Origin of the sequence: Blastopirellula marina DSM 3645, assembly GCF_000153105.1 — a bacterium.
Classification (GTDB): Bacteria; Planctomycetota; Planctomycetia; order Pirellulales; family Pirellulaceae; genus Blastopirellula; species Blastopirellula marina.
In genome coordinates this window covers 3,953,118-3,978,184 of sequence record NZ_CH672376.1, presented here as the reverse complement: position 1 = coordinate 3,978,184, position 25,067 = coordinate 3,953,118, and the positions used below count along the sequence as shown (strand labels likewise).

Here is a 25,067-nt window from a genome sequence, read left to right as displayed (position 1 = left end):
GATCCTACTATCCCTAAGGAGCTTTTTTCATGACCCGAATTACGGCTGCTCAAGCGGCGATGGTGGCGCGGCAAATTGAATTGCAATTAGCGCAGGGAAATTTTGCGGCGGCCGACGATATTCTCGCGCGGTGCCTCGCCGAGGTGAAGTCGCAACGGCGCGAGTTGTGCGACGAATACGCATTGCCGCGCGAAGTTCCTCTGGCCCGTTTGAATCTGGAGCCGCAGATTTTGAACGCGCTGGAGTATTGCGAGATCAATACCGTCGGCGATCTTCAAGGCGTCACCTACGAAGATCTGCTGTCCGTGCCGAATTTGGGACAATCCCGGGCCAGTGAAGTCCGTGATAGCGTACGGCAATTGTTGCGAGATTTTAAGACTCGCAGTTTTGAAAAAGCGCTGTAGACGTAAGGAATTGACCACGGTTTTTGGGGGAGGAGCAAGCGGCGGCTAGTCGCTTACTCACTGAATCGGGCGAATGCGACTGATCATCGCAAAGTCGCCCAATACGACGCTGCCCGATTGGGAGGGTAAGCGGCTGACCGCCGTTTGCGCCTCCCTTTTTTCTTTCTCGGAGCAACGTTTGATGGTAACGACATTCACCGACAAGCTGTCTGAACTGCTTGCCGACGCCCAGGCCAAACTGCGGCAAGGTTTCACATGGGACACGTTTAGCGAAGCGTTTCTCACTTTCATCCATTCGGCGATGATCGCCGCCAAAGAAGAGCTGCTGAATCCCGGTCCCGAAAAGAAAGCGGCCGTGCTCGAGTGGGTCGGCGCCTTTTGGGACTTTGTCGTCGCCAAAGTTCCGCTGCCGACCTGGTTGTTCTGGATGAAACTGCCGTACGTCAGCACCGCGATTCGCAGCATCATTTTGACGATCGCGGCCGGTTTGATCGAAGGTCTCTACACCCAAAACCTGGAGCAGTTCCGTGCTTAACTTTTTTCTTCTCGCGGCATTGGCGTTTGGCGTTATCGGCGTGATCACGCTCGTCTGGTCCCCTGCGCTGACGGCGCCGGCCAGCAGCGGCGCGCCGGCGTCAACGTCAATCCCGTTGAAGCTGATCCCCAAAAATCCGGCGCGCGGCGAACTGCCGAAACAACCCGATCCGGTTGACGCGTTTCGCGCTTGGTTCACCGTCGTGCGACCGGTGCTTGTCGCTAGTCAAGCGTCGCCAGAAGAGATTCGCCAAGCGGGTCTCGACCTGGTGAAGCACTTGATCATGGAGGCGCCGACCAATGAAGCCTAACGTTTTCTTTCTGCTAATGGCCCTGATGTTGGCCGCCGCAGGGCTCTTGCAGCTCGACCTATGGCCCACCATCACGCCGCCGCCTGAAAACCCAGGCGCGCCCGAGCTGCTTGCGGCGTTTCGCGAGAGTGATGACGCCGGCGCGGCGAGCGATGACGCGCAGAGATTTGGCGATTTGTGCGGCGCTTTGGCCGATGTCATCGCGTACGACGCCGCTCTTGCAGAACCGCAATTGCGCACCGGCGTGCAGCTGGAAAATCTGCGCATGATCGCTCGCGATACGCAACTGAGCGGCGCGAGCTACTCAGCAAAGTACCCGCGACTTGGCGACGAGATCAAGGTTTACCTCGATCAACAACTGGGCGTCGACGGCGGCGCGCTAGACGAAGATCGCCGCCGGAAGTGGATCGCCGCCTATCGCCAACTCGCAAAGTCAGCGCACTACGCCGCCGACTATTTGAACTGGAAATCGTAAGGTCCGCTGTGCGGACCAACCTAACCAAACAGAACACTCGCCCGTTGCGCCAGCAAGGGAATGCGGCTCGCCACGCCCAAAAAAACATGGTGCGCCATCGGGCGCAATTGCAATCATGTTCAACAAATCCGAATCGATTCCCTCGCTCGCGCAACGGGCTCGTGACAAAACTCAGAACCCAAATGAGAAAGGAAACCCCCACATGTCGAATGATCGAATCGACCCAATACCGAATCAAAAAAATTCCGTAACCGGACTCTTGTCTCTGTTAGTTATCGGCACGATTGCCGGGCTCGCTTACTTCTCTAGTAAGGAAGCTCCAACAGCAACCGATCCACACGACGTCGCCGGCGCCCAGATTCAGCCTGGCCGACCTTCGGCCGATGTACTGCCGGGTCAGCATCAACCTGTAGCGGCGCTGTTTGGTTATAAACCACAGCCAGCCGAAACGCGTCAGTTTTTGCGTTCGCTGCCGCAACCCAATCTGCGTGAAGCGGCGCCGCAACTTTTCGTCGCCCGTGGGCCTCCGCAAGACGCGCTGTTGTACCGGGCGCTTTATAAAGCGCATCGCGACAAGTTTGGCTCCGATTGGCAAGTGGGACGGCAAGGGATCGGCGATTGCGTCAGCTGGGGCTGGGCGCATGCTTGCGACATTCATCTGGCGATCATGTACTGCGAAGGAGACAGCGCCGATTGGCGGCCGGTCGCAACTGAATCTATCTACGGCGGGTCACGCGTCGAGGCCCGCGGCGTGAAGTCAGGCGGCTACAGCGACGGCAGCTACGGGGGCGCCGCGGCCAAGTGGGTTCGCGACTACGGGCTGATCTTTCGCGAAACGTATCCGTCGGTCGATCTGTCCCGCTATTCCTCACGCCGCGCCAAAGATTGGGGCAACTATGGGAACGGCGGCCGCGAAGACCATGGTCAGCTCGATCTTCAGGCGAAGAAGAGCCCGGTGCGCACCGTCGCGCTGGTCAAGACGTTTGACGAAGCGGCGGCCGCGATCCAAAGCGGCTATCCCGTGCCGGTTTGCTCCGGACAAGGGTTCAGCAGCCGGCGCGATGACGACGGATTTTGCAAAACGTCCGGCAGTTGGTCGCATTGCATGTGTTTTATCGGCGTGCGGCACGATCGACGCGGGCTCCTTTGTCTCAACAGTTGGGGGCCCACGTGGGTCACCGGGCCGAAATGGCCTGACGATATGCCGGATGGCTCGTTCTGGGTCGAAGAAGCGACCGTCAATCGAATGCTGCGGCAACATGATTCGTTCTCGGTTAGCGGTTACGACGGATTTCCTTTTCGCCAATTGGATCACGCCGCTTGGGTGCATCGTTTGCAACCAAACGAGCCGATCTTCGCTCTCGCTTTATAGGTGCTGTGATGAAAGTTTTGACTGCCGGTTTGTTTGCGTTTGCGCTGTTGCTGGGCGGCTTGCTGCTGCTGGAAAAAGTGGATGACGTGGTGAACGGACCGGTCCCAACTGACGTGCAAAAAGATAGCCTGCGAAAGCGATTCACCCGCGCGATCGCTAACTGGATGATCGACAAAGGAATGCGCGACGGCCCGCCAGAAAACCAAAGCGAGCCTCCCGCCGCGATGACGATTTACACGCCGCGAGCCAGCGAGTTGCTGCTGCACGACGGCGACCCAATCAATCACGCCCAAGGATGGTAACGCCGCAGGTCAGGCCTAGGCCTGACGCAGCATAGTTTCATTCTCCAACAGCTGAGATTTCAATCTCTAACAGGAAGCACGCAATGAAATCGGATTGGACGCGACGTCGATGGTTGTCAGGCCAAGGCCTGACCTGCTTGGTTTTGATTCTCTTCGTACCTTCGTTCGCGTGGGCGCAGGAGTCCTCTCGGGCCGATGCTGCTGTTTGCTTGGCTTATGCGGCGGTGGTTCGTGAGATGCCGCTGTTGGTGACGCCCAACAAACCGGCGGCGCCTGAGTCGCCGGTGAGCGAGCCAGCGGACTACCGCGAAGCTTATGCGCTTTACAAACGCGACCACCGTCCGATGGTGGTGATGGTTACCGCCAGCTGGTGTCCCTATTGTCCAGCGATGAAGAACGAACTGCTGCAGATGAAACAAGCTGGCGAGCTGTCAGGCGTATCGCTGGTGATCCTGGATCATGATCAAGATCGTGCGACGGCTCGCCGCGTGATGGGCAAGCGGCGGACATTGCCCGCGCTATCGGTTTATCACTACGTCGGTGGAAAAGCGAAAGAGTCGCGCCCGCAGGCCGTTTGCGAGATCGTCGAGATCCTGCGGCCGCCGCCAGCGGCGAAAGGCTCGCTTCAGCTCTCGCCTGCTGGCGCTTCCTAAATTCGCAGACGGTTGCTGGGTCGCATTCGGACATTTGACGCTTCTCAATTTCTCATGCAGAGGAGAAACTTCATGGTCTCGCTTCTGTTGCTTTTTATGGCAATTCCACAGGAATCAGCCGCAATCGACCAGGTCGATCTCATCGAAGTGAATCATCTGTACGATCAGCAGGGTCGGCATGTGATCGATCAACTCATCTTCTGGGATTGGGATCGCGATCGCTTTCAGATCCGGGCCTGGAGACTGATCAAGAGTGACTCGCAACTTCCGCTGCGAGACTGGAATCGCGGCGGTTATGTCTGCTACTGGCGCGATGGTCAGCAGTTGCGAAAGGTCTATGCGCCGCAAAGATGCGAGACCTGGACGAGCTACGATCCCGAGGTTCGTCAACGCGAATTATTACCGCTCGAGCAGCGCGCCGAACTAAGCCGCGTTCGCTAAAGCGAAACGCCGTTTGATCCCATCAAGGGACGACGCGCGCCTCTCTTCGTAGCCCGAAGCGCAAGCGAGGGAAATGCGATTGGCAATTCCAATACGGTTTGAAGTAACCGAGCGAGTTTTTCTCGCTTGCATTTCGGGCAACGAAAAATCTGTCACTCCAACTTCGAAAGACTATGAACGAAACATCCATCAACAACAGAGACGCCAGCGTTAGGCGGCGACTTGAGGTCTTGCAAACGATCCGAAACGCGGGTCGAGAATCTTATCACCTGGATGACCAATTGCGTTGGCTGTGCATCGAGCAAGCTCGTGACACTCTCCAAGGTCACGAGGCCAACACGCGGGAGCGGCTCAGTGCTGCGGCGTTTGTGTTGAAGTTGAACGAATTCAATCTCGAACGGACTCTCCTTATGGCCGAGATCAACGCGATTTTGGACGAAAGCGAAGTCGACGATCAAACGATCGATGTGGTGATCAACGAGAACTTCTTCCGGAATGAAGCTCATGAAAAGACTGAACGTGCGCATCAAAACGCATCTGACGAAACGAACGAAAAAGCGGCGGATCGAAGTCCCGCTGCCGCTCCCTCATCAACGGGAGATCCTACGTGATCGTCACCGGCATAAACGAGTCATCTGCGGGCGTCGCTGGGGCAAGACCGGCGCCGGACTGATCGCCGCGATCCTCGGTCATGGAGATCCGTCAGGCCCGGGCCATTGGAAAGGGATGGTCGACGGCGGGACGTTGTACTGGGTCGCGCCGACCTTCGCTCAGTCAAAGAAGATCGAGCGAGACATCATGCTGGCGTTCGCCAATAGCGGATTGGTTTATGTGAAAAGCGAAGGCCGCATCGAACATCCCAGCGGCGGCAGTATCACGATCAAAACGGCGGCAGCGCCGGTTAGTCTGCGTGGTGAAGGACTCGACGGCATGATCGGTGACGAATTCGCTTTCGTGCGCAAAGAAGTCTGGTCCGACGCACTACGGCCGGCGCTGTCGGATCGCCGCGGTTGGTCGATGTTTTTGACCACGCCGAATGGACCCAACTGGATGAAAGACCAGCACGACCTCGATGGCGTTGATCCCACCTACAAGTCATGGCAATGCCCGACCAGCGACAATTGCCTGATCGATCAGGCCGAGCTGGATTCGGCGCTGTTAGATCTTGGTCAGGCGTCGTTCGATCAAGAGTATCGGGCGCAGTTTGTCGACGTCAGCGGCGCCGAATTTTCGGGGCTTTACTTTCAAACGCCCAAATTCTGGTTCGATGATTGGCCGCCAGAATCGGAGATTCGCTTTCGCGTGATCGGGCTTGATCCTTCGAAAGGGAAGAACGACAAAAGCGATTACAGCGCTTTCGTGATGCTGGCTCTTGCCGGCGACGGTCAGATCTACGTCGACGCCGACATCGAACGCCGCGACGTGCGGAAGATCGCCGAAAAGGCGTTCGAATTGTGTGCGTTGTTTGAGCCGACTGGAATGATCGTCGAGACAAATCAATTTCAAGAGCTATTGCGCTGCAACATCGAAGACCTGGCGAAACGACACGGTCGCCCATTGCCGATCTTCGGCAAGACGCATAGCGAGAACAAGCGGACTCGCATCCGCAGGACGATAACGCCGTTTTTGTCACGCGGCGAATTGCACTTCAAAGCAAGCAGCCGCGGCGCAAAGTTGCTGGTGTCGCAGCTGCAAGATTTTCCGGTCGGCGCCTACGACGATGGGCCCGACGCACTGGAAATGGGCATCTCCCTCTTAGTCGATCTATTACACGGCAAGACGCCGCCGGCGTAGGTCCATTTCTTCGTGGCCCGAAGCGCCAACTAGTCCGCACAGCGGTCCCTACAGAATTCAACACACGGAGATAGCGATGGACAATCGTGGACGACCTTTGAGCGAGAAAAAGCGAGCGAGGATTCGGCGTTTGTTGCGGGAAGGAATGTCGGTTCGCAACGTCGCTCGCAACCTGCATGTGGCCGCATCAACTGTGCAGAAATTGTCGGTTGACAAAGCGCACGCAGTGAAAATTTAATGACCCCACAACGACGCGCAGCGACGCTTGAACACTTCCAAAATTGTCCGTTGACAAAGCGCACGCAATCAGGATCGATTACTTCTCATGAATGAACAAACGACAAGTTGGGTGACGCAAGAGCAGGAGCTGCGGGCCGAAATTGAAGTCCGCAGCCGCTTGCAACCGCTTCGTGATCACCTGGTGGAGACAGCGTCTCGTCCGCAACAGGTCCGCGAGTCTTTGGACGATCTTCGTCTTGCTCACGGTCCGGCCGTATCGCGGCCGATCGATTTCTATGAAACCGTCAGTCTAGAATCTTGGGCGACGCCTGATGTGGCGACCAATCGCAAAGATGGCCACTATGGGCCGGTCTTTCGATCGGAGTCAGAGCTATCGCTTTATCGCGGTATTGCTCGCGCCTTGGCTGATGGAGACGAAACGGCGGTAGGGGTCTTGGGAAACCTGGTCCACTACGTCGTGCATACCGGTTTCACCTATACCGTCAACGCGATGGTGAAATCGGTAAGCGTCGACCTGTTGCGAGACGAGGCGCGCCGCTGCGTCGAAGAGTTCCTCGCCCAAAACGAGTGGGAGCTGGACTTTGAAGAGGAGTTGGTGAAAGACTCGATCATCGACGGCGAAATGCTGATCGCGCTCGAGCAGGACGCAGGCAGCGTAAAGGCGCGGCACGTCGAGCCTGCATGGTTGACGCAGCCGATCGATCCGCGGCCATTAGAAGAGCAGCTGCGCCGTCAGCGACCGATTCCGCATGCAATCGACTGGCGCTACGGGGTCGCGACGCGACGAGGAGATGCGACCGAAATCTACGGCTACTTCGTCAGCTGGAACGGCGACGGTAACGAGTGGAACTTTTATCCGCCGTCCCGATTCGTCCACTTGAAACGCAACGTGCCGCGGCATGTGAAACGGGGACTGACCGACTTTTACCCCGTCAGCAGCCGCATCACCGGCGCCAACGAACTGCTTAGTCGGATGGGAACCGGCGCTGGAATTCAAGCGTCGATCGCACTGATCATCAAAAATGCGACCAGCGGCGTCGGCGGCGGTTCGATCGAAAGTTTGACCGGCGGGTCGCAAAGTTCCAGCGGCCGTCCTCCGTTCGCGAGCAGCAACTGGCGCAACGGCGAAGTGATCGATACCTTCGGCCGCGAGTTTCAAGCAGGCCCCATGGCGGGGCAGCAAGCGGCCAACTTTGTGCAGATCTTACAAGCGATGCGACGCGCGACCGGTGTTCGCTGGAGCATGCCGGAGCACATGATTAGCGGCGACGCCAGCAACAACAACTACGCGTCGATCCTGGAAGCCGGCGCTCCGTTCACCCGCTCGATCGAAGCGGCCCAGCAAAAGTACATCACCGCGTTCGAGACGCTGCTATGGCGCGTGCTGAGAATCTATTTCGAGCTAGGACGCTTCAACCGCTTCGGCTTCGCTTGGCGCCAGATTCGGACGTTGCTGGCGATCGCGATCGAAGGAACTTCGCCTGCGGTCAACGACAAAGAAAAAGAGCTGCGCGTCGCTCAAACGTTACGAGCCGCCGGCGTCATGTCACGCCGCACCATGGCGAGCCGCTTCGATCTCGACTTGGACGAAGAACAACGCAACGACGCGAATGAAGAACAGCGGAAGGCCGAAAGCGGAGAGCGGACGTAGGTCAGGCCTTGGCCTGATGAAACGCGACCGCAAGCCAGCAATCGGTGAGGCGGATGAATGACCCCATTTATGAAGACAAAGTTCAAATGACCAAACGACAAAAACAACGACATCTCCAAGTCAAAGAAGCGGTCGGCGTGGCGCAAGCGTCGCGGATGGTGGATCGTGACGCCGGCGTCATTCGCCAGGTGCAGATATGCGGGCCGCTCTCGCGCAACGGGCGCAACTATTCCCAGGCGCTGGACGGCGCCGTCTCGCTCTACGAAGGAGTGAAGGTCAACATCGATCACGGGTTTGCGCCGGGCGAAGAACGCTCCTTTTTCGCCGGGTTCGGCGTGATTCGTCAGGCGAAACGTCAGGGAGACGCGATCTACGGCGATCTCCATTTTTTGAAATCGCACGAGTTGGCCGAGCTGGTTTGCGAACGAGCGGAACGCTTTCCCGAAACTTTCGGCCTTTCACATGACGCTGATATCGACGGCTACGTCGACGGCGAAGGGATCTTTCAAGTCACAAAAATCACCGCCGTGCGTTCGGTCGATCTGGTAGGCGATCCAGCGACTGCCCGCGGCATTTTTGAATCGGAGCGAACTGCGATGAAGAAGACGATAAGCGAGTGGATCAAGTCGCTGGACGAAGCCGTCTATCCGGCGCAAACCACCGTGCTGGCGATGCTCGACGAGCTTGAAATTGACGGCAAGCCGCTGTTAGAGCGAACGGTCGAAGCCGATGAGCAGACGCTGGAAGCGACGATCGCCGCCAACTTTCGCGCGTTGGTCATCGCCGCGCTCGACGCCAAAGCGACGGCGGAAACGATCCACATCGTTTGCCAGGCTCAAGAGCTGCTGAGCGGGAGCGACATTCCGGCGAGCCAGGCGACCGCGCAGGAGAGCGTCAGCAAACGGCTGCTCGCCAGCGTGCGACGGCTCGGCGAGCGGCTTGATTCGTTGGAACGTGATCAATGGGCGTCGGCCGTGTTGGAGTCGGCCGGCTTGCCGCACGACTCTCCGCTGCGAGCGGAACTTGGCAAGTTGAACAGCCGCGCCGAAATGGAAGCTTACATCGACGCCGGCGATCTTGGCGGCTCCTTCGCGCCGCTTAGCGGCGGCGAAATGCCGATCTGGGAATCAACCTCTAGCCAAAACGAATGCAAACTGCGCACGAAAGACGAGATGCTCACCGCATGGGGCGTATCAAGCAAGTAGTCGTAGGGTCCGCGGTGCGGACCAACAAACGCCGTCGATTTCGGTCCGCGCCGCGGGCCCTATCCCGATTTCCATTCACTTCACTTTTTCAGGACGATTGAAAATGCCGTTGACTTTGAATCCCACCAGCCCTGTCTACGGGCTCGATTTTCACGCCGCTTATGCGGATCACTGTTTTGGTCTCGACGCGAACGTGTTCGAAAAGCTGAGCGATAACGGCTCGGCCGCGATCGGCGTGACCGACGCGTCAGGCGGAGTCCTGTCGATCGCGACGGGCGCGTCGACTCCGGCCGATAACGACGGCTGCTATCTTGCGACCAAAGGCGAAGTCGTCAAGATGGACCGCGCGTTCGTCTTGAAGTCGAAGTTCAAGTACAGCGAAGCCGGCGCCAACGTCGCCAACGCCGTCGCGATCGGCTGCATGAACAACGCCGCAGTCGGCACGATTCTGCTCGCCAACGGCGCCGGTCCGTCGGCCAGTTTTTATGGAGCGATGATCTACAAGGTCGACGGCGAAACGACCTGGAAGTGCATCAGCTCGGCCGGCGCGACGCAGCAGATCGACGATACCGGAATTACGGCCGCTGCGACCGATCTGGCCGACTTCGAGATCCAGTTTGAAGTCTCGCCGGACGGCGCCTATGGACGCTTCGTCTTTCTGATCGACGGTCACGTCTGCATCAAAGCGACGTCGAACCTGAACGAGCCGATCACGCACGAAGTCCCCTTGAGCGGCGCTACCGAGATGAACGTCTTCTGCGGCGGCCAAACCGGCAGCGCCGCACAGGAAGTCTTTTACCTGGACGCAATCGCGTTCGGCATGACGACGTAAGAGCGGAAAGCCGTAAAGTTGTCGGTCAGGCCGCGTCCTGTCGCATGGCGACATCGATAGCGTAGGGTCCGCTGTGCGGACCATCGCCCTGTTGAGTGACCTGGATCGAACTCACTTCTTTGGTCCGCAAAACGGACCCTACTTTTTACAAATTACCTTCTACGGAGTTATCCATGAACTATTTGGAACTAGCGCACGATTTTGAAGTGGGCGAACATCAGCGGAAAGCCGTTTGTCGGCGGATGGGCGTGCATGAATCGATCAGCTACGACGAAGTCCCGAACCCGGCGATGGAGGCGATGAAGTCCGCGCTGAAGTCAGGGCAGCTCAGTCCGGACGAGATCAGCATTCGCAGCATCTTTGAAGCGACCGTGACCGATCGCATGGGCAAACGTTGCGGCCGCGAGATGGTCAACAGCTGGCGCGACACCAAAGATGGCCGCGTCACGGGGCATCGCATTTATGAGTCTGGCGTTCGCAGCGCGGCGTTCGCCAACCTGATCGGTCAGGTCTTCTACTCGCGGATGATGGAAGAGTTCAACAAGCCTGAGCTGATCGGGATGTCATTGGTCGAACTGATTCCGTCGACCCATCAGTGGGAAAAGTTCGCCGGGATGACGATGCTCGGCGATCACGCGCAGGAAGTGAAAGAAGGGCACGATTACCCGACGGTCAGCCTGGCCGAGGACTGGGTGATGTCGCCCGAGACGAAGAAGTACGGCTTTATCGTGCCGATCACGCGTGAAGCGATCTTCTTTGACATGACCGGCATGGTGCTGCGTCGCGCCGGCGAAGCGGCGATGATTTTGGCCGTGAATCGCGAGAAGCGGATTTTGGATACCTGCTTGGGGATCGTCAATTCGTATCGTCGCAAGAATCGCCCGATCATCGACACCTACGGCGACAACAGCGGCGACCATGACTTCGACAATCTGGTCGCGTCCAACGCGCTCACCGATTTCGACTCGCTGATTGCGGTCCACGAGCGATTCCAGGCGATGATCGACCCGCAAGATGGCGAGCCAATCGTGCTGGGCCAGACGCAGTTGGTTTGCCCCAAGTCGCTGGCCTGGAAAGCGAAAGCGATCCTCAACGCGACCGAAGTGCGCGAAGTGAGCGGCGATCGTGAAACGATCGTGCAAGGGAATCGCCTGCCGCGGGATTACGAGATCCGCTCGAACGAGTATGTCCAGTCGCGAACCGGATCGCCGTCGACCTGGTTCTACGGCGACTTCCCCGGTGCGTTCGCCTATGTCGAAAACTGGGCGCCGGAAGCGGTTGAAGCGCCGACCGGCAGTCATCTCGAAATGACGCGAGACATCGCCGCCCAGTTCAAGATCAGCGAACGGGGAGTGATGGCCGTCAAAGAGCCGCGCAAAGTCGTCAAGTCGACCAGCAGTTAGCGCTTTTTGGCGCCCACGATTTTCTCTAAACCGGCTGGTCGATAGCGGCCAGTCGGATTTCCTCCCCTTTGAGAACAAGCAATGACACAGACAAAACAAACGAACCCTCTCTGGCCGAACAACGGGCCGAGCTAGAAAGCTGCGGATCGAGTTGGCCGAAGAGCGGCAGTTGCTCGACGAAGAGACGGCGGAACTCGAAAAGTCGCAGCAGATCGCGGCGCTGCGGCAACTGGCCGAGCAAGCGAACCTGCCGTCGACCCGCATTCATCGCCGGGATCTGCCCCAGGATATCGACAACATCCCCGCTTGGCTCACCGCGCACGGCAAGAAGGGGATCGTGCAAGATTACGAAGTGACGCTGCGGAGCGGAAAAGGACGCCCGCGCGTGGTGAGCCCCGTCGTTGCGATCGACGAATCGGAAGCGATCAGCATCGCGTTCGCTTCGCTCAAGATCGAGAACACGCAAGCTTACAACCCGCACGTACGGCGGATTGATACGTAGTCCGGCCGAAGAAGTCGTCGCCGGAAACTTACTTGTGACAAAACACTAGCCCGCTGCGCAAGCGAGGGAATGCGGTTGGCGTCGCCAAAACGGATTGAAGTGGCAAGCACATTCCCTCGCTTGCGCAGCGGGCAAGTGTCGCGTTATCCGAGCGATTTATTCTCTTACAGGAGATCCAGTGTCACTAACCAGCATTCAGCAGATCGAAGCGTTGCAAACGCGGCGGGATGCGATCCTCTCGCAGATCGCGGCGTTGACCGACGGCGAGGTCGGCGGCGGGCCCGATACGTCAGGCCCCGGCGATCATGTGCAGCAGGTCGCTTATCGGAAAAGTCTCTATGACGAACTGGCGCAGATTGATCGTTCGATCGGTCTGTTGCGAGGACCCTGGGCCGTCAAGCGGCAAGGACGGATGACATGAGCTATTACGATGCGCTAAAAGAGAACTGGCGCGCCTTTGGCGACATCGAGCAAGTCACTTACGCCGACGCCGCCGGCGAAGCGAGCGACGTGAGGGCCCGCTTGATCGAGCCCGACCAAAAGATGTTGTCCAAGGTCGGCGGCCTGGCGGCGTTTCAAGGAGACTACGCGACGTTCATCGTGTGGGACGTTTCGCTCAGCGAGAAGAAACCAGCCGGCGGCGGCGTGATCACGCAAGCCGACGGCGTCAAATGGACCGTGCAAGCGGTCCAAGGCGCGCAGTGGAAAACGCAGTGGCATTGCTTGTGCATCCGGCAAGTGTCGTAGGGTCCGCTGTGCGGACCAAATCGGCGCGGCGCGCCTAATGACGTTATGAAGTCACGATTGATACCGCTTCCTTGGTCCGCACAGCGGACCCTACTTGAGGATGAACAGACGCACCCTACAGAGGTTCGATGATGGCGAGCACGTTTGAGACGATTTGGGATGCGGTATACGCCGACATTGTGGGCCTTGGCCTAAGCGGCTTGGTATCCGACCAAATCAAGCAACAGCAGTTTGCGTACAACCCGGCCAGCGAGCTGTTTGTCGAGGGCATCTTTCTTTGTCCGGCGAATGAACTGCTGCCGGATGCTGGTTCTAACCAGCGCATGCTGACCTCCTATGGGGTCAGCGTCACGCTGATCAAAGCGTCGAATGGAGTATTGGGGAAAGGAGTATTGAGTCCCGTTCTGCAATGGCGCGAGACGATTCGCTTGCGATATCACGATCGACGCCCGATCACCGTCGCAGGCGTGCATCGATTTTGGTGTGAACCTGGCGGCATGGTGTTGCCAGAAGCTTTTGAAAAACAGTTTGACGCCAGCGCTTTTGTGATCCGCGCTGACACTTATGAAGGGTAATTCAATGGTTACGACAGTTTCCGGTTTTCAAACGCAGTTCGGCTTGGGCGTTCAGCACGCCAGCAACTTGGCCACGCGGCAGTTCGAGCATTTTGGCTGCAACCTGGACAAGCAAGAGAGCATCATCGTCGCCGACGGCATGCTGGGGAAACGTTCGCCGCTCGGCGATTCGGCGCAGTTTGGCACTTACACGGTGGGAGGGACCGTCACGCTGCAACCGCGGCCCGATGACCTTACTTTCCTGCTTCCTTACATCCTGGGCGCCGCGGAAGATGACGATACGTTCGCGCTGTCCGATTCACTGCCTGAGCTGGTCGCCTGCGTCGATCGCGAAATCAATGTGCAGACCTACCGCGGCTTGAAGGTCAATCAGGCGACGTTCCGCAGCGCGACCGGCGGGACTTTGGAGCTGGAGCTTGATCTGCAAGGCAAGTCGGCCGACGCCGACGCAGATTCCGGTACGTTTCCTGACATTGCGTCGACGCTCAGCGCGAAGCTGCCGTTTATTCATCACCAAGGATCGATCACCGTCGACGGCGCCGCGATCGCGATCGACAACAGCGTCATCACGATCAACAACGCGCTCGAACTGACGCAGTTCAACAATTCGCAAACGCGAACGGTCATCCCCGAAGGACCGCGCGTCGTCACGTGGGCGTTTGATACGGAACTTGGTGACGACGCACTCGCTCATTTGATCGCCAACGCCGCTCGCGGCGTGACCGGTTCGATCAGCTACGCCAATGGAGTCGACACGCTCACGCTGACCTTTGGTTTGCTGCAAAAGCCGCGCACGCCGATCCCGATTCAAGGAAAGGGAGTGATTCGGCCGAGTCACCAGTTCACCGCTTACGAAGACCTGGCTAACAGTGCGCCGCAGTTGGTGGTGACCTGTACGGATGAAACGGAAGAGTAAGAGAGTTAACGCGTTTACAAACTTCAACCAGAGAGAAATCCATGCAAGGCGATCCCCACTTTATCGAAGATGGTTACACGGAGCAGGGCTACATTGCCGAGGCCCCCAATCTCTACGGCGCGCTGCAGTTTGAATTTCGTCCCATGCTGCATCAAGAAAGCGACGATGCCGTCGCGGCGATGACGAGGGCGCCCAACAGTTCGACATCGGTCGTCGCGGCGGCGCTGGCGCAGCATCTCACCAAATGGTCGGCGAAAGGTCCGATTACGGCCGATCGATTGGTGAAGATGCGGGTCAAGTTGTTGGAGCGATTGTACGGCATCGTTTCGGGCGCCCGCGTTTCGGACGTTCCGCCCGAGGCGACGCATGACGAAGTCCAACAGACCGCCGCCCGATTGCACATGGCCCCCGGCGAAGCGGAGGCGAGGGACCTAAAAAACTCCGAGACGGGGTCGCACTCCTCTTGATGCACCCCGGTCCTGCACTGATTGATTGCGACGATTGCCGGCAGTTCGTCTACGACCTGGAGAAAGGAACGCGACAGACGATTGCTTGCGGTCCTGAGCGTCGCGAACAACCGCAACCCCGTTTGCCGGGCATGCCGCTGCAATGCGGAAAATGTCCCAAGCAAAGTCCCAGCAATGCAGAGCGGTTGAAGCTCTCGCCAAAAAATTGGCGGACGTTGAAACTATGGCGCGAAGCGAAGGCGACCTTCGGACGTTGCTTGACCCGCAGGATGGCCCGCGATGCGATAATTCGCCGCAACTTCGCCGAGCTGGACGCGATACACGCGCAAGTTGAACGAGCGGAACAGGCGGCGCAGTTTTCCTTATTGGCGATGAGATCTTAGGGAGGATCGATGACAGAAGTCAACCTAGAACGCAGAGCAATTTACACGCTGGGAATTGAAGTTGAACCAGATAGTCTACGTGCAGCGAAACGTTTTGTGCAGCGAATCCGAGAGATGCAACAAGACGTCACCAGGGTTGCACGGGAAGAGACGGAGCAGCGCGTAGCGATAAATAGGAAGTATGTCAAGGAATTATTAGACGAGGACGAAAGCTACTCGACACGGATTAGTGCGATGCGCGAATCAGATAGCTATGGTATTGACCCATCTTCGCGCGAAGAACGTACTTCTCCTCGCGGTGCGGGGACAAAAGGGGCCGAAGACCTAGCCCGGCAACGCGAGTTGTTATCAGCGCAACGAGCCGGTTTTGATCGTTACTTTGGCGGAAGCGAACGCCAGGCGATCGAATCCGCCGAGGTGGAGCAATCTCGGCTTCAACTGCAGGTGAAAGCCCGGCGGGAGTATGTCGTCAAAGTGGAAGAAGATGTCGAAGGAATCGTCGAGGGCGTCGCTAGGCAAGTAAATGATCTGCTTGATCATCGTGATCTACGAATCATGGAGCTAGTGAGACGACAACTTGTAGAAAATCGAATTCAGCGCAACAACGCGCTCTAGTCAGTAAGTTAACTCCAAATCGAAAGTGCCGCTTTAATAAAGATGTACAGAATGGGCGATGCCATCAAAATCACAATCACCCAGGCAATAGGCCCACCGGCGCCAAAGACGGCATACAGAAAAATCAACAAGAGGGCAGTTGCATAGACAAGGCGGACAGCACTTTTCGTGGAATTTTCGTCTTCTAATTTCGTGAAAGAATCCAAGTTGTTTGCTTCATCGAAACCAAACGTAGACCAATCCTTTATCTGACGAAACTAATTCAGGTCGTCATCACAGCTGATCTTCATCTTTAAATTGTTTCTCGATGAACTCCACTTGCTTCTGAATACCGCTCCCAATTTCAACAGCAGTTCGACCGAGGCCTTTGACCAGGAAAATGAGCAGCGGGATCGATATGACGAATACCGCGATTGAAATGAAATAGAGACCGGGTTGGAGACCATATAAGAAGAGTAGGCCGCCGAAGATCACCCACATAGACAACGCGAACCCAAAGAGGACTTTCTTGCTGTTTTTATCGTAGATCTGCACCATCGCACTCCTCGCATCAGGAAATGTCAACCAAGGAATGAGCCAAAATACCAGCGAATCAATGCGAAATCAATGGTTGAAACGCTTGGCAACGCGGCCAGATTCAAACGTAAAAGTGTTCCGAACATCAACACTTAACTCCATAGGGCGCAATGTACTTAAAAATCGGCAACTACACGCACGAGATCGGCGGCTCGCAGCTGGCGATCATGCAGCGAAGGAGAACATTTCGCGATCAAACGCCAGGCGATCGAATCCGCCGAGGTGGAGAAGTCTCGGCTTCAACTGCAGGTTAAAGCAAAACGCGAATACGTCGTCAAAGTAGAAGAGGATGTCGACCAATTAGTGAGTCGCATCGCGGAACAGATCGAGACGCAATTAGAAGAGCGCGAGCAGGTGATTATGTGGCGATTGAATAAACGCCTAGCGGATTTCGTCTCGAACAGGTCTCACTGAACGAGATGTCGCAGCGGCTCGCGATTGTATCAGCCAGCATAGACGCTAGGCGCGTCAACAGTGTGGACCTCCGTACGGCATTCCGTATAAGCCCATCAATGCGGCCAAAGAAAACGTAGCGGTAGCCGCAGAGATGAGGACAACATTGTCTGAATCAGTCGTAAACATAACAAGTACAGAAACTATCAACGAGAACGCGACCACAATTCGAGCGGCGCGAACAGCAGGTCTGACGGGAGGTGGGGCGTTCATGCAAACAAGCCATTGGCTTAGGAATTTCGTACGCACAAAGAATAGCACAGCCTCAGCGAATCGCAGAGTCGGTCTCTGTGCTGATCATTTTCAACATCGTAACCAGCAATGGGCGCAATCGCAATGTACTTAAAAATCGGCAACTACACCCACGAGATCGGCGGTCCGCAGCTGTCGATCACGCAGCGGCCTGTGTTGAGCGAAGGAGGCGTTCCTCTCGCGCAGCTTCACACCTGGCAGATTCAAGGGATCGTCACCGGCGGCGGGCAAACGGACATCGACGCGAAGATCGCGGCGCTGGTCGCTGCGTATCGCGGCGGCGGGTTTGACGCGACGCTGTTGCTATCAGACGGCGTCACGCCGAGTCAGCATGTCTTAAAGAACAACCGCGCGGTCGGCGGCGTGCGGGTGATCAGCGGGCCTGATTTCCCCAGCGGCGGCGGCGCCGAGTACGCGACCAAGCGGACCTTTGCGGTGACGCTGGAAGCGGAGGTTCCGATCGAGAACGGCGCGACGGCGCTATTGAACTTTCGCGAGTCCCTTGCACTCTCGGGCGGCGATCGTCGCGTGGAATGGACCGAAACGAAGCTTGGCCCGCCGCGGCCGCAGATCACGCGGCGGCAAACCATCTATCGCGCGGTGCAAAGTGGTCAAGCGGTCGGGTATTTGCAGTATCCAACCTTCCCAGGCTTTCTGTTTCCGCAGCAGTACGCAGTTGAATCTCCCCGCCTGACGTATGGCGGCGGGAAGCGGCGATCGAGCGGCGACTTTACTGATTTCTCGCTCAGCTGGGAGGTCCGCTACGAGTCGGATCGTCCTTTGGCTGGACATCCTCATTTCGCTTAACCCTACGGAGCAAGAATCTACGATGGCACTTTATGTATGGCGCGGAGATGCCCGGGGTCGCGCCCAGGTTGCGGCGGTCACCGCCGAGTTTGTCGAAGCGGGGGACGTGTTCACGCTGACGATCAACCGCAAAACTGTCAGCTTTACGGCGCTCGGCGATTCGGCGCCGGCGCTCTACGCAGGGCTGGCCGATGCGATCGACAAGAGCGAAATTCCAGAGCTAGCCGACATCACGGCGGAGGTAATCGCGGGAACTGACGCGGCGCCTGCCTATTTGAAGCTGACCGGCGGCGAAGATGGGCGCCCCTTCACGATCACGACCAACGCCGATAACGGTAGCATCGGCGACGTAGCGGTCTCGACCACGGTTCAGGCCAGCGGCGGCGCGAACGAGAAACAGCAGGTCGCGCTGCCGATCGGCGTGACCGGCGGAACCTTTACGCTGACGTTCAGCGGGCAGACCACTTCGGCGGTCGCCTACAACGCTAGTGCGGCGACGCTGCAGACCGCGCTCGAAGCGTTGTCAAATATCGATAGCGGCGACGTGGAGGTGAGCGGCGACGCGGCGGGGCCATGGACCATTGAATTTAAGCAGGCGTACGCGTTGACCGACGTGCCGGCGATCACGATGGATTCGTCGAGCCTGACTGCTGGCAGCGTCAGCGTTTCGGAAGCGGTCAAAGGCTCCGGCGGCGCCAACGAAATCCAGCGGCTGTCGTTCTATCACGACAAAAACGGAACAGCGCCTCCGGGGTTCGTCAATGAGTTTCAGGTTTATTTCGAGGGGCCGACTACCGCCGCGTTTGCGTTCACCGGACGCGACTTTAGCGAGATCAATACCGCCTACAAGCTGGGCAACTTGTTGGCGCTGCACGCCGACATCACCGGCTCGAACATTTCGATCACGACCGTTACGTCAACGCCCAACCTGGTTGTCTATGACGTGGAGTTCATCGGCTCGTTAGGAAGTCAGAATTTCCCGCTGATGGTCTGCTACGACACGAACTACTACGGAACGGCGGGGACCGGTCCGGCGGATCACGTCCAGAACGGCGATGCGTCGGGCAACAATGAACAGCAAGTCGTGACGCTGCTGGGCTCTCCTTCGGGCGGCACGTTCACGCTGACCTTCAACGGCCAGACAACCAGCGGCATCGCCTACAACGCAAGCGCGGCGACGGTGCAGTCGGCGCTGGAAGCCTTGTCGAACATTGCGAGCGGTGACGTTGCGGTGACCGGCGACGACGGTGGCGCGTGGACGGTCGAGTTCGACCAGGCGTACGCGAATCAGGACGTACCGATTATGAGCGCCAGCGGTGCGAGTTTGACCGGCGGAACCGGCACGATCTCGGTCACGCAGGCGGCGGCCGGCACGGTCAATGAGCGGCAGCAAGTCAGCCTGTCGAGCGGAGTAACCGGCGGCACGTTCACGCTCACCTATGCGGGCCAGACGACCAGCGCTCTTTCGTACGTAGCCGGCGCCGCGGCGATTGAGTCGGCGCTGGAAGCGTTATCGAATATCGACGCGGTATCCGTCACCGGTCCGTCAGGCGGACCATGGGCAGTCGAGTTTCAAGGCTCGCTGGCCGCGACCAACGTCGTGTTGATGACCGGCGACGGCGACAACCTGACCGGCGACGACTCGCAGACGCTGTCGATCACGACGCTGGTCGCTCCGACCGGGCCGAGCCATTGGAGCGAACCGCAGAACTGGGATCAGCAGCAAGTTCCTGGGGATGGAGACGAAGTGCGGCTCGAAGATTCGGAGACGCCGATTCTGTATGGACTCAATCAAGCCGACGTTGTGCTCGCTAGTTTAGAAGTACGTGCGAGCTACCGCGGCGCGATCGGTTTGCCCACGCAAAATGCCGCGGGTTATTACGAGTATCTGCCGACGCATCTGGCGATTGGCGCAACCCTTGTGCGGATCGGAGAAGGGGAGGGGAGCAGCGTCGGACGTTGTCGGTTCGATGTTGGCGCTGCGAAGTCAGAAATCACGATCTTCAAGACCGATGTCCCAAGCAGCGACAACGGTTACGCCGTCGAGTGGATCGGAACGCACGCCGAAAACGTGATGACGATCTACAAGGGAGCGGTCGGCGTTGCGACGCAGGCGGGTCAAACGGCGGCGCTCGATCAGCTGAACATCTGTTTTGTCAGTAGTCGTCAGACCGACGCGCTTGTCTATCTCGGTGACGGAGTCACCGTGGGCGATATCGTGAAAACCGGCGGCGAGCTGATCGTGTCAGGCCGCAGCGGTGTGGCGATCCATTCGATCCAAGCGACGGCCGGTCGAGTCGAGATGCACGGCGCCGACGGCGTCGAATCGCTGAGCGTCGAAGGGGGAGAGTTCTACTATTGGACCACCGGCGCGCTCGGTGGAAGCGCCGTGATCAGCGGCGATGGCCAGCTGATCTTTGATGGTGATCTGCGGGCGAAAACGGTCACGGGCGCTCTGCAGGTTTACGGCGATTCGGCCAGCGTGATCGACACGGCCGAAGTCGTCAACGCGGCGGGACTTTTGTCGATTCATTTTCAAGGAACGTCGCGATTTGCGGATCTCGGCAATGACATCATTATTTCACGCGGCTTGCCCGCAGAAAGTGAGCAAGAGGTGAGCATTTCGGTTTATGCAGCGGCGATGAAAATGATCTCGATCGCTGTGGATGACGAACTGGCGACCATCGACGCGATGTTGACGACGGCGGAGTATGCGCATCCCAGCGGCAAAACGGTCGCCGACATTATTCAGATTGACGTGATCTCGCCGAGCGCCGACGTCGCGGTTCATGACGCTGACAATGACACCGACGGACAAACCATCGCCGCGGACGGCGTCGAGTACTTTCCGATTGTGGGCGCGGCGGCGACGGCGCTGCGGATGGTTACCGATTCGAGCGCCAGCGCTCTTTTGAAAATCTACTATTCGTAAGGGGGCGAGATGCCTGAATTTTACCGCATTCCGTCCGCCGCTTGGCAAGGACCGAAGACCAGCGGCGTCGAAGGCGCGATCGACGGCGACTACGTGCTAGTCAGCAATGTCAACGTGGGGGCCATACTCGGCAACAATCTCAATGAGGTCGTCTGCACGCCGACATTTCCGCGTGCAGAGTACACAGCCTATGTCCGGTTCCGCGCCGCCACCGGCAGCGGAATCAACATGCGGATCAATGATTATGGCGGTGGCGGCGTCATTTACAAAAACACGTCAGAAACCGTCGCCTTTGCGGGCGCCGATCGATGGTTTGTCGTTAGCGGAGAGGCTTTTGGCTACTACCTCGCGGGTGTGCTGACCGTGGGGATCGGCGGCAACCTGCAACTGTTTCGTCAAGCAGGCGTGGACGGTCACGTCGACGACGTGATCTTTGCGGAAGCCGGCGCCGGCTATGCGACTGAGGAAGAGGCGCTCGCGAATCTGGGCGGCAGCGCAGAGACGCGGCGCATTCATCGTTTAGGACTCGGCGGAAATCTGGGGGTACGACGATAAATGAATATGCCTGAAGCAGTTTTTGAGTATCCCGGAATTGGGGACTTTTCGGAAGTTCGCTACACGCTGTCGCATGGGATTTCGCCGGGGCGAATTACGATTCGCGCGGCGCCGGCTGCGATTCGGCCGATGGCCGAGGGAGCGGCCCTCTTTCGCTATGCCGGCGCCGTGATCCAGATGCCTGACTGTCGATTGGATCAGTTGACCGTTGAAACCAGCGGTGATGGCAGATCGGTGATGCGGGTCGAGATCCTCGATCAACGCTGGCGCTGGCGGTTTGGCCAACTCTCTGGCGAATACAACGTTCGGATCGATGATGGAGATGCGATTGCTAGCGGGACCGAAAAGGCGCCGCAAGATCTAGCGCGGCTCTGTCTGCAAGCGATGGGACAACAGCGGTTCGACGTTTCCAAAATGCCAAATCTCCTTCGCCCTTACGTTTATTGGGACTACAAGATCCCGGCGCTGGCGCTGGCCGACCTGGCCGACGCGTGTGGTTGTCGCGTGGTGCTAAAGATCGGCGGAGCGGTCGCGATCGAGCCGGCCGGGCAAGGAGAAACATTGCCGATCACGCTGGCCGCAACCGCCGGCGAAGCGATCTACGATAGGCCCGAGACGCCGGCGGCGCTAAAGTTTGTCGCCGCGCCCAACGTCTATCAGATGGACTTTGACCTGGCGCCGGTTGCGGTTGAACCCAACGGCGACATCGTGCCGCTGGATGACGTAAGCTATGCGCCGTCGCTTGGCTGGAGGTCGGAACCGCTGGCGGAGTTGGGAAACGTCGAAGCCGCGCACCGCGAGTTGGCGCAAAGTTGCGTCTGGAAGTACTACCAGATTCAGCCGAAGTTCACGCTGCCAGGCGATCCTCCTACACGGGAGAACATGATCGAGAAGATCGCCGAAGTACTGCCGCTGCTGCCGCATCAGGTCGAAGCGGACAAGACGCCAGACAAGACGCTGCGGAGACGTCCGCCGTGGGTTTATGGTCTGTTTGAAAAAGGAGCGGCGACTTTTCCGCAGATTCGCGAGCATGAACAGCCCGATCCTGAATTGAACGAAACGCCGCAAGATCTTTATGCCCGCGGTTTTACCGTGGACCATCATCGCGGCCTGGTGATCTTCGCCGAGCCGGTCTATCTCTATCGACAAGTCGACGACAACTACGAGGTCCATCCAGCGCGGTTAAAGCTGCGGATCGCGTGTCAGCGTCGCGACAAACAGACGCGCGGCGTCGTGCGGTTCGAAGTATCGCCCCAGAAACCGGCGCGACAAACGGCGGCGCAAACGATTTTGCGGGACGACATCGCTCGCGAAGTCTACTTCAACCACCAGTCCAAGAAAGTGGTCAGCAACGAGCCGGACGTCAAACGACAAGCCGAGTACTATCTGCAAGCGGCGGCCAAAGAGCTGCAAGCGGCGCAGCCAGGCACGTTGACATACGACGGGTTTTGGCCGATCCAGCCGGACGGCGCGATCCGCCAGGTGAGCTGGATCATTCACAGCAGCGGCAAGGGAAGTACGATCGTCAGCCGCAACCGCGAAGACGATCTGGTCGACATGAGCTATCGCGAACGTCGTCTGCTGGAACGCGTGGTCGAAATGTCGCGCACCGAACGCCGCCGCGAACAACGAGGAGAACGCCGATGATTTCCGCCCGCAGCTGGTTGTCGTTTGTAAACCGCGGATCGCAGGAGATCCCGCCGTTCGCCGTGATGTCGCCGGCGACGATCGCGGCGCGTTCCAGCACCAAACTTGGCGCGATCGAAACGGCCGATCAAGACGCGCTGCTCCGTTTGGCCCTGGTCGATGCGCCGCACGCCGCTTTTCAAGACGCAGGTCTGCTGTTTGTGAATGGGCCGCAAGCGGTTCCGCCGGGTACGCGCGGCAGCTGCTCGCAAGGCGCCATCGTGCAAGCGCTCATTCGACAAGACGCGAGTGATGGTGTCGATCACCGAGCGTTGGTGCGTCCTGATTCCCTGTTGGGCGCCGCCGCCGATTGTCTGGGTTTGATTGCCGGCGGCACGGCGTTTCGGTTTCTCGGTTTTGATGGATGTCCGACGACCGACTACCGCGATCGCCGGCAACCGCAGCAGCGGTTTCGAGTCGGCTGGGTGACTCCTTCGTTTTCGGCGCCGACGCGGTTCTTTAAAACGGAAGAACGCCGTCGCCAATACGTCTATCCGTATGCCGGCGTCGGGTTGATTCTCGAAAGCAACCGAGCATCCTTGGCCGGCGGTGCGACGCGTCCGCAGCTGTCTAGCGTCGTCGACTTCGCCTATCGCGCGTACGACCCGGACGTCGCGCCAGATGCAGCGCCGGACTTCCGGCATGTGAACTGGGGAGCGCCTGCTTTGCCCCCGGCGCGCGACGGCGATACGCAAGCCGTGATCGCCGCCGATGAGAAAGGAGCGATGCAGATCTTGTGCAATAACGACGGCGTTTATCAACTGGGATTCACGGCGTCAATTAAAGCGGTGCAAGCCGGGGTCGATCTGCGGGGGATGACGCTCGGCTTTCTGGTCGAACGCAATCAGTTTGATTTTCACGCCGCACGATCCGTCGACTTGGCCGCTGACGAAAGCGGCGTCTTCCTGCCGGCCTGGCAAGAAGGTGTTTATACCCGACCCGAAAACTGGGCCCAGTTTGAAGAGATCGATTCGTACTTTGTCAACGTTTCGGGCACGACGATCGTCGCCGCTCAGAAAGGAGACCGCTTTCACGTGGTCAACGCCGCGACGGGAGTCTTAGAAATCCGCTACCTCAACTGCTGGGCGAATTCCCTGATGTAGGTCAGGCCTGGGTCTGACGATGTACTCAATCCTGCGTCAGTTGCGATTCACGCTGATTGAGAAGAGACTCTAGACGTCGCACTTCGCGCTGCGACGCGATCAATTGGGTTTCCAGATCCAGGCAATGACGCTGCATGTCTCGGTGGATCATCGTATTGTCGCCGGGGGCCAACAGGTTGCCAACTTCAGCGCGATTCAAGTCGTTCAGCTCGCGATAACAGTTCGTATAACCATAGTGATAGCTGCCTGCAGTTAGGGTGACGACGGCGATCAGACTACCAACGCCCATGATTGCGAAGCGTATAAATGACATGATGATTCACTACTATTCATCAAAGGCGAAGCAAGCTGCGAACGGTATCGGGATGTAACTACCGTATCGTTAATCGTGGGGGAATGGAAACCCCCTGCATTTATATTTTAGAACGGGGAGGTTGGGCTTGCGCCTTTTGCGTCGGCACGCAAGGAGACAACGATTCCTCTGACTAGATAGATCCAAGCCGATGAACGCTTTGTCGAAAGCAGCCGGTCTGTCCAACAAGCGGGCGACCCGACGAATTGTGCACGCGTTGTCGCTATTCGTCGCGCTTGGTTTGGCCATCGGCGGCGGCGTGTGGGGGGGGAGAATCTCGGCGTTATGAAGTCGCCGATTTGCCCGTGATTTCAAGGGGTGATGCGCCGCCGTCAATCGATGACATGGAGCAGCGGACGGAAGAGAATTGACCGACGAATGCGACAGGACGGTAAAGGGTGTTGAGGGCTTGAAAAAGAGCAATTTACGGGAGCAGTGAGGACTGGTATTTGGCTTTTTCTGCATGGCGATCCACATTCCCTTAGCTTGCGCCGCGGGCAAGTTTCGCCGCGGTTTTTGGCGAGTCGTG

The 25,067-nt window shown here is 58.1% G+C and carries 32 protein-coding genes; 30 read left to right on the top strand and 2 right to left on the bottom strand.

Annotated features, from left to right (window positions below; genetic code table 11):
• The first annotated feature begins 29 nt into the window (after positions 1-29).
• The 23 genes from DSM3645_RS17860 to DSM3645_RS30265 all read left to right on the top strand — a co-directional run bounded on the left by DSM3645_RS17860 (position 30) and on the right by DSM3645_RS30265 (position 15,822).
• The gene (locus DSM3645_RS17860) at positions 30-404 is read left to right on the top strand and encodes a DNA-directed RNA polymerase subunit alpha C-terminal domain-containing protein (protein ID WP_002653675.1); all 375 of its coding nucleotides are present in this window, start codon (positions 30-32) and stop codon (positions 402-404) included.
• Between the two features lie 73 nt (positions 405-477).
• Positions 478-939 carry a hypothetical protein gene (locus DSM3645_RS17855; RefSeq protein ID WP_002653674.1) on the top strand — a complete coding sequence of 154 codons (462 nt, stop codon included), beginning with the start codon at positions 478-480 and terminating at the stop codon, positions 937-939.
• A complete protein-coding gene (locus DSM3645_RS17850) occupies positions 932-1,249 on the top strand; it encodes a hypothetical protein (RefSeq protein WP_040351945.1) in 318 nt (105 codons plus the stop codon). Before DSM3645_RS17855 ends, DSM3645_RS17850 begins: the two co-directional genes overlap by 8 nt.
• A complete protein-coding gene (locus tag DSM3645_RS17845; RefSeq protein WP_040351944.1) occupies positions 1,239-1,724 on the top strand; it encodes a hypothetical protein in 486 nt (161 codons plus the stop codon). The genes DSM3645_RS17850 and DSM3645_RS17845 overlap by 11 nt, the downstream gene beginning before the upstream one ends.
• 202 nt (positions 1,725-1,926) lie before the next feature.
• A complete protein-coding gene (locus tag DSM3645_RS17840) occupies positions 1,927-3,096 on the top strand; it encodes a hypothetical protein (protein WP_131282684.1) in 1,170 nt (389 codons plus the stop codon).
• An 8-nt stretch (positions 3,097-3,104) separates the two neighbouring features.
• Positions 3,105-3,398 (top strand): hypothetical protein, encoded by a 294-nt coding sequence (locus DSM3645_RS17835; protein ID WP_002653670.1) that lies wholly within the window; start codon positions 3,105-3,107, stop codon positions 3,396-3,398.
• An 83-nt stretch (positions 3,399-3,481) separates the two neighbouring features.
• A complete protein-coding gene (locus tag DSM3645_RS17830; protein ID WP_002653669.1) occupies positions 3,482-4,051 on the top strand; it encodes a thioredoxin family protein in 570 nt (189 codons plus the stop codon).
• Positions 4,052-4,123: 72 nt separating this feature from the next.
• Positions 4,124-4,492, top strand: coding sequence for a hypothetical protein (locus DSM3645_RS17825; RefSeq protein WP_002653668.1), 369 nt, complete (start codon positions 4,124-4,126; stop codon positions 4,490-4,492).
• A gap of 173 nt (positions 4,493-4,665) precedes the next feature.
• Positions 4,666-5,103 carry a hypothetical protein gene (locus tag DSM3645_RS30690; RefSeq protein WP_040351943.1) on the top strand — a complete coding sequence of 146 codons (438 nt, stop codon included), beginning with the start codon at positions 4,666-4,668 and terminating at the stop codon, positions 5,101-5,103.
• Entirely contained in the window at positions 4,997-6,286 is a 1,290-nt protein-coding gene (gene terL / locus DSM3645_RS17815) for a phage terminase large subunit (RefSeq protein WP_002653666.1), read from the top strand. Before DSM3645_RS30690 ends, terL begins: the two co-directional genes overlap by 107 nt.
• A 76-nt stretch (positions 6,287-6,362) precedes the next feature.
• Positions 6,363-6,524, top strand: coding sequence for a helix-turn-helix domain-containing protein (locus tag DSM3645_RS31840; RefSeq protein WP_081444878.1), 162 nt, complete (start codon positions 6,363-6,365; stop codon positions 6,522-6,524).
• Between the two features lie 87 nt (positions 6,525-6,611).
• Positions 6,612-8,177: a phage portal protein gene (locus DSM3645_RS17810; RefSeq protein WP_002653665.1), complete on the top strand. Its 1,566-nt coding sequence runs from the start codon at positions 6,612-6,614 to the stop codon at positions 8,175-8,177.
• A 53-nt stretch (positions 8,178-8,230) separates the two neighbouring features.
• Positions 8,231-9,382 (top strand): hypothetical protein, encoded by a 1,152-nt coding sequence (locus DSM3645_RS17805; RefSeq protein WP_002653664.1) that lies wholly within the window; start codon positions 8,231-8,233, stop codon positions 9,380-9,382.
• Between the two features lie 103 nt (positions 9,383-9,485).
• Complete coding sequence (locus DSM3645_RS17800; protein ID WP_002653663.1) at positions 9,486-10,214, top strand: hypothetical protein; 729 nt, start codon at positions 9,486-9,488, stop codon at positions 10,212-10,214.
• 173 nt (positions 10,215-10,387) lie between these two features.
• Entirely contained in the window at positions 10,388-11,617 is a 1,230-nt protein-coding gene (locus DSM3645_RS17795) for a phage major capsid protein (protein WP_002653662.1), read from the top strand.
• Between the two features lie 151 nt (positions 11,618-11,768).
• The gene (locus tag DSM3645_RS17790; protein ID WP_002653661.1) at positions 11,769-12,119 is read left to right on the top strand and encodes a hypothetical protein; all 351 of its coding nucleotides are present in this window, start codon (positions 11,769-11,771) and stop codon (positions 12,117-12,119) included.
• Positions 12,120-12,297: 178 nt separating this feature from the next.
• Positions 12,298-12,540, top strand: coding sequence for a hypothetical protein (locus DSM3645_RS17785; RefSeq protein WP_002653660.1), 243 nt, complete (start codon positions 12,298-12,300; stop codon positions 12,538-12,540).
• Positions 12,537-12,866, top strand: coding sequence for a hypothetical protein (locus DSM3645_RS17780; RefSeq protein ID WP_002653659.1), 330 nt, complete (start codon positions 12,537-12,539; stop codon positions 12,864-12,866). Before DSM3645_RS17785 ends, DSM3645_RS17780 begins: the two co-directional genes overlap by 4 nt.
• A 131-nt stretch (positions 12,867-12,997) precedes the next feature.
• Positions 12,998-13,441 (top strand): hypothetical protein, encoded by a 444-nt coding sequence (locus tag DSM3645_RS17775; RefSeq protein WP_002653658.1) that lies wholly within the window; start codon positions 12,998-13,000, stop codon positions 13,439-13,441.
• A 4-nt stretch (positions 13,442-13,445) separates the two neighbouring features.
• Positions 13,446-14,357, top strand: a complete 912-nt coding sequence (locus DSM3645_RS17770; RefSeq protein WP_002653657.1) for a phage tail tube protein — start codon at positions 13,446-13,448, stop codon at positions 14,355-14,357.
• A gap of 41 nt (positions 14,358-14,398) precedes the next feature.
• A complete protein-coding gene (locus DSM3645_RS17765) occupies positions 14,399-14,824 on the top strand; it encodes a hypothetical protein (RefSeq protein WP_002653656.1) in 426 nt (141 codons plus the stop codon).
• Positions 14,824-15,207, top strand: a complete 384-nt coding sequence (locus DSM3645_RS17760) for a hypothetical protein (protein ID WP_002653655.1) — start codon at positions 14,824-14,826, stop codon at positions 15,205-15,207. The genes DSM3645_RS17765 and DSM3645_RS17760 overlap by 1 nt, the downstream gene beginning before the upstream one ends.
• A 9-nt stretch (positions 15,208-15,216) precedes the next feature.
• On the top strand, positions 15,217-15,822 hold the full coding sequence (locus DSM3645_RS30265; protein WP_002653654.1) for a hypothetical protein: 606 nt from the start codon (positions 15,217-15,219) through the stop codon (positions 15,820-15,822).
• A gap of 273 nt (positions 15,823-16,095) precedes the next feature.
• Here the strand turns inward: DSM3645_RS30265 and DSM3645_RS17745 are convergent, their stop codons facing one another.
• Complete coding sequence (locus DSM3645_RS17745) at positions 16,096-16,359, bottom strand: hypothetical protein (RefSeq protein WP_002653652.1); 264 nt, start codon at positions 16,357-16,359, stop codon at positions 16,096-16,098.
• Positions 16,360-16,508: 149 nt separating this feature from the next.
• On the opposite strand from DSM3645_RS17745, the gene DSM3645_RS30505 reads away from it, so the two are divergent.
• The 6 genes from DSM3645_RS30505 (at position 16,509) to DSM3645_RS17715 (ending at position 24,186) form a co-directional block, all read left to right on the top strand.
• Positions 16,509-16,652 (top strand): hypothetical protein, encoded by a 144-nt coding sequence (locus DSM3645_RS30505; protein WP_154657812.1) that lies wholly within the window; start codon positions 16,509-16,511, stop codon positions 16,650-16,652.
• 520 nt (positions 16,653-17,172) lie between these two features.
• Positions 17,173-17,910 carry a hypothetical protein gene (locus DSM3645_RS17735; protein WP_002653650.1) on the top strand — a complete coding sequence of 246 codons (738 nt, stop codon included), beginning with the start codon at positions 17,173-17,175 and terminating at the stop codon, positions 17,908-17,910.
• Between the two features lie 22 nt (positions 17,911-17,932).
• A complete protein-coding gene (locus tag DSM3645_RS28595; protein WP_002653649.1) occupies positions 17,933-20,842 on the top strand; it encodes a hypothetical protein in 2,910 nt (969 codons plus the stop codon).
• 9 nt (positions 20,843-20,851) lie between these two features.
• Positions 20,852-21,397, top strand: coding sequence for a hypothetical protein (locus DSM3645_RS17725; RefSeq protein WP_002653648.1), 546 nt, complete (start codon positions 20,852-20,854; stop codon positions 21,395-21,397).
• Positions 21,398-21,403: 6 nt separating this feature from the next.
• On the top strand, positions 21,404-23,044 hold the full coding sequence (locus tag DSM3645_RS17720; protein ID WP_131282682.1) for a hypothetical protein: 1,641 nt from the start codon (positions 21,404-21,406) through the stop codon (positions 23,042-23,044).
• The gene (locus DSM3645_RS17715) at positions 23,041-24,186 is read left to right on the top strand and encodes a hypothetical protein (protein WP_002653646.1); all 1,146 of its coding nucleotides are present in this window, start codon (positions 23,041-23,043) and stop codon (positions 24,184-24,186) included. Before DSM3645_RS17720 ends, DSM3645_RS17715 begins: the two co-directional genes overlap by 4 nt.
• 25 nt (positions 24,187-24,211) lie before the next feature.
• Here the strand turns inward: DSM3645_RS17715 and DSM3645_RS17710 are convergent, their stop codons facing one another.
• Positions 24,212-24,499, bottom strand: coding sequence for a hypothetical protein (locus tag DSM3645_RS17710; RefSeq protein ID WP_131282680.1), 288 nt, complete (start codon positions 24,497-24,499; stop codon positions 24,212-24,214).
• 190 nt (positions 24,500-24,689) lie between these two features.
• On the opposite strand from DSM3645_RS17710, the gene DSM3645_RS30500 reads away from it, so the two are divergent.
• Positions 24,690-24,827, top strand: coding sequence for a hypothetical protein (locus tag DSM3645_RS30500; RefSeq protein ID WP_154657811.1), 138 nt, complete (start codon positions 24,690-24,692; stop codon positions 24,825-24,827).
• Positions 24,828-25,067: the final 240 nt, after the last annotated feature.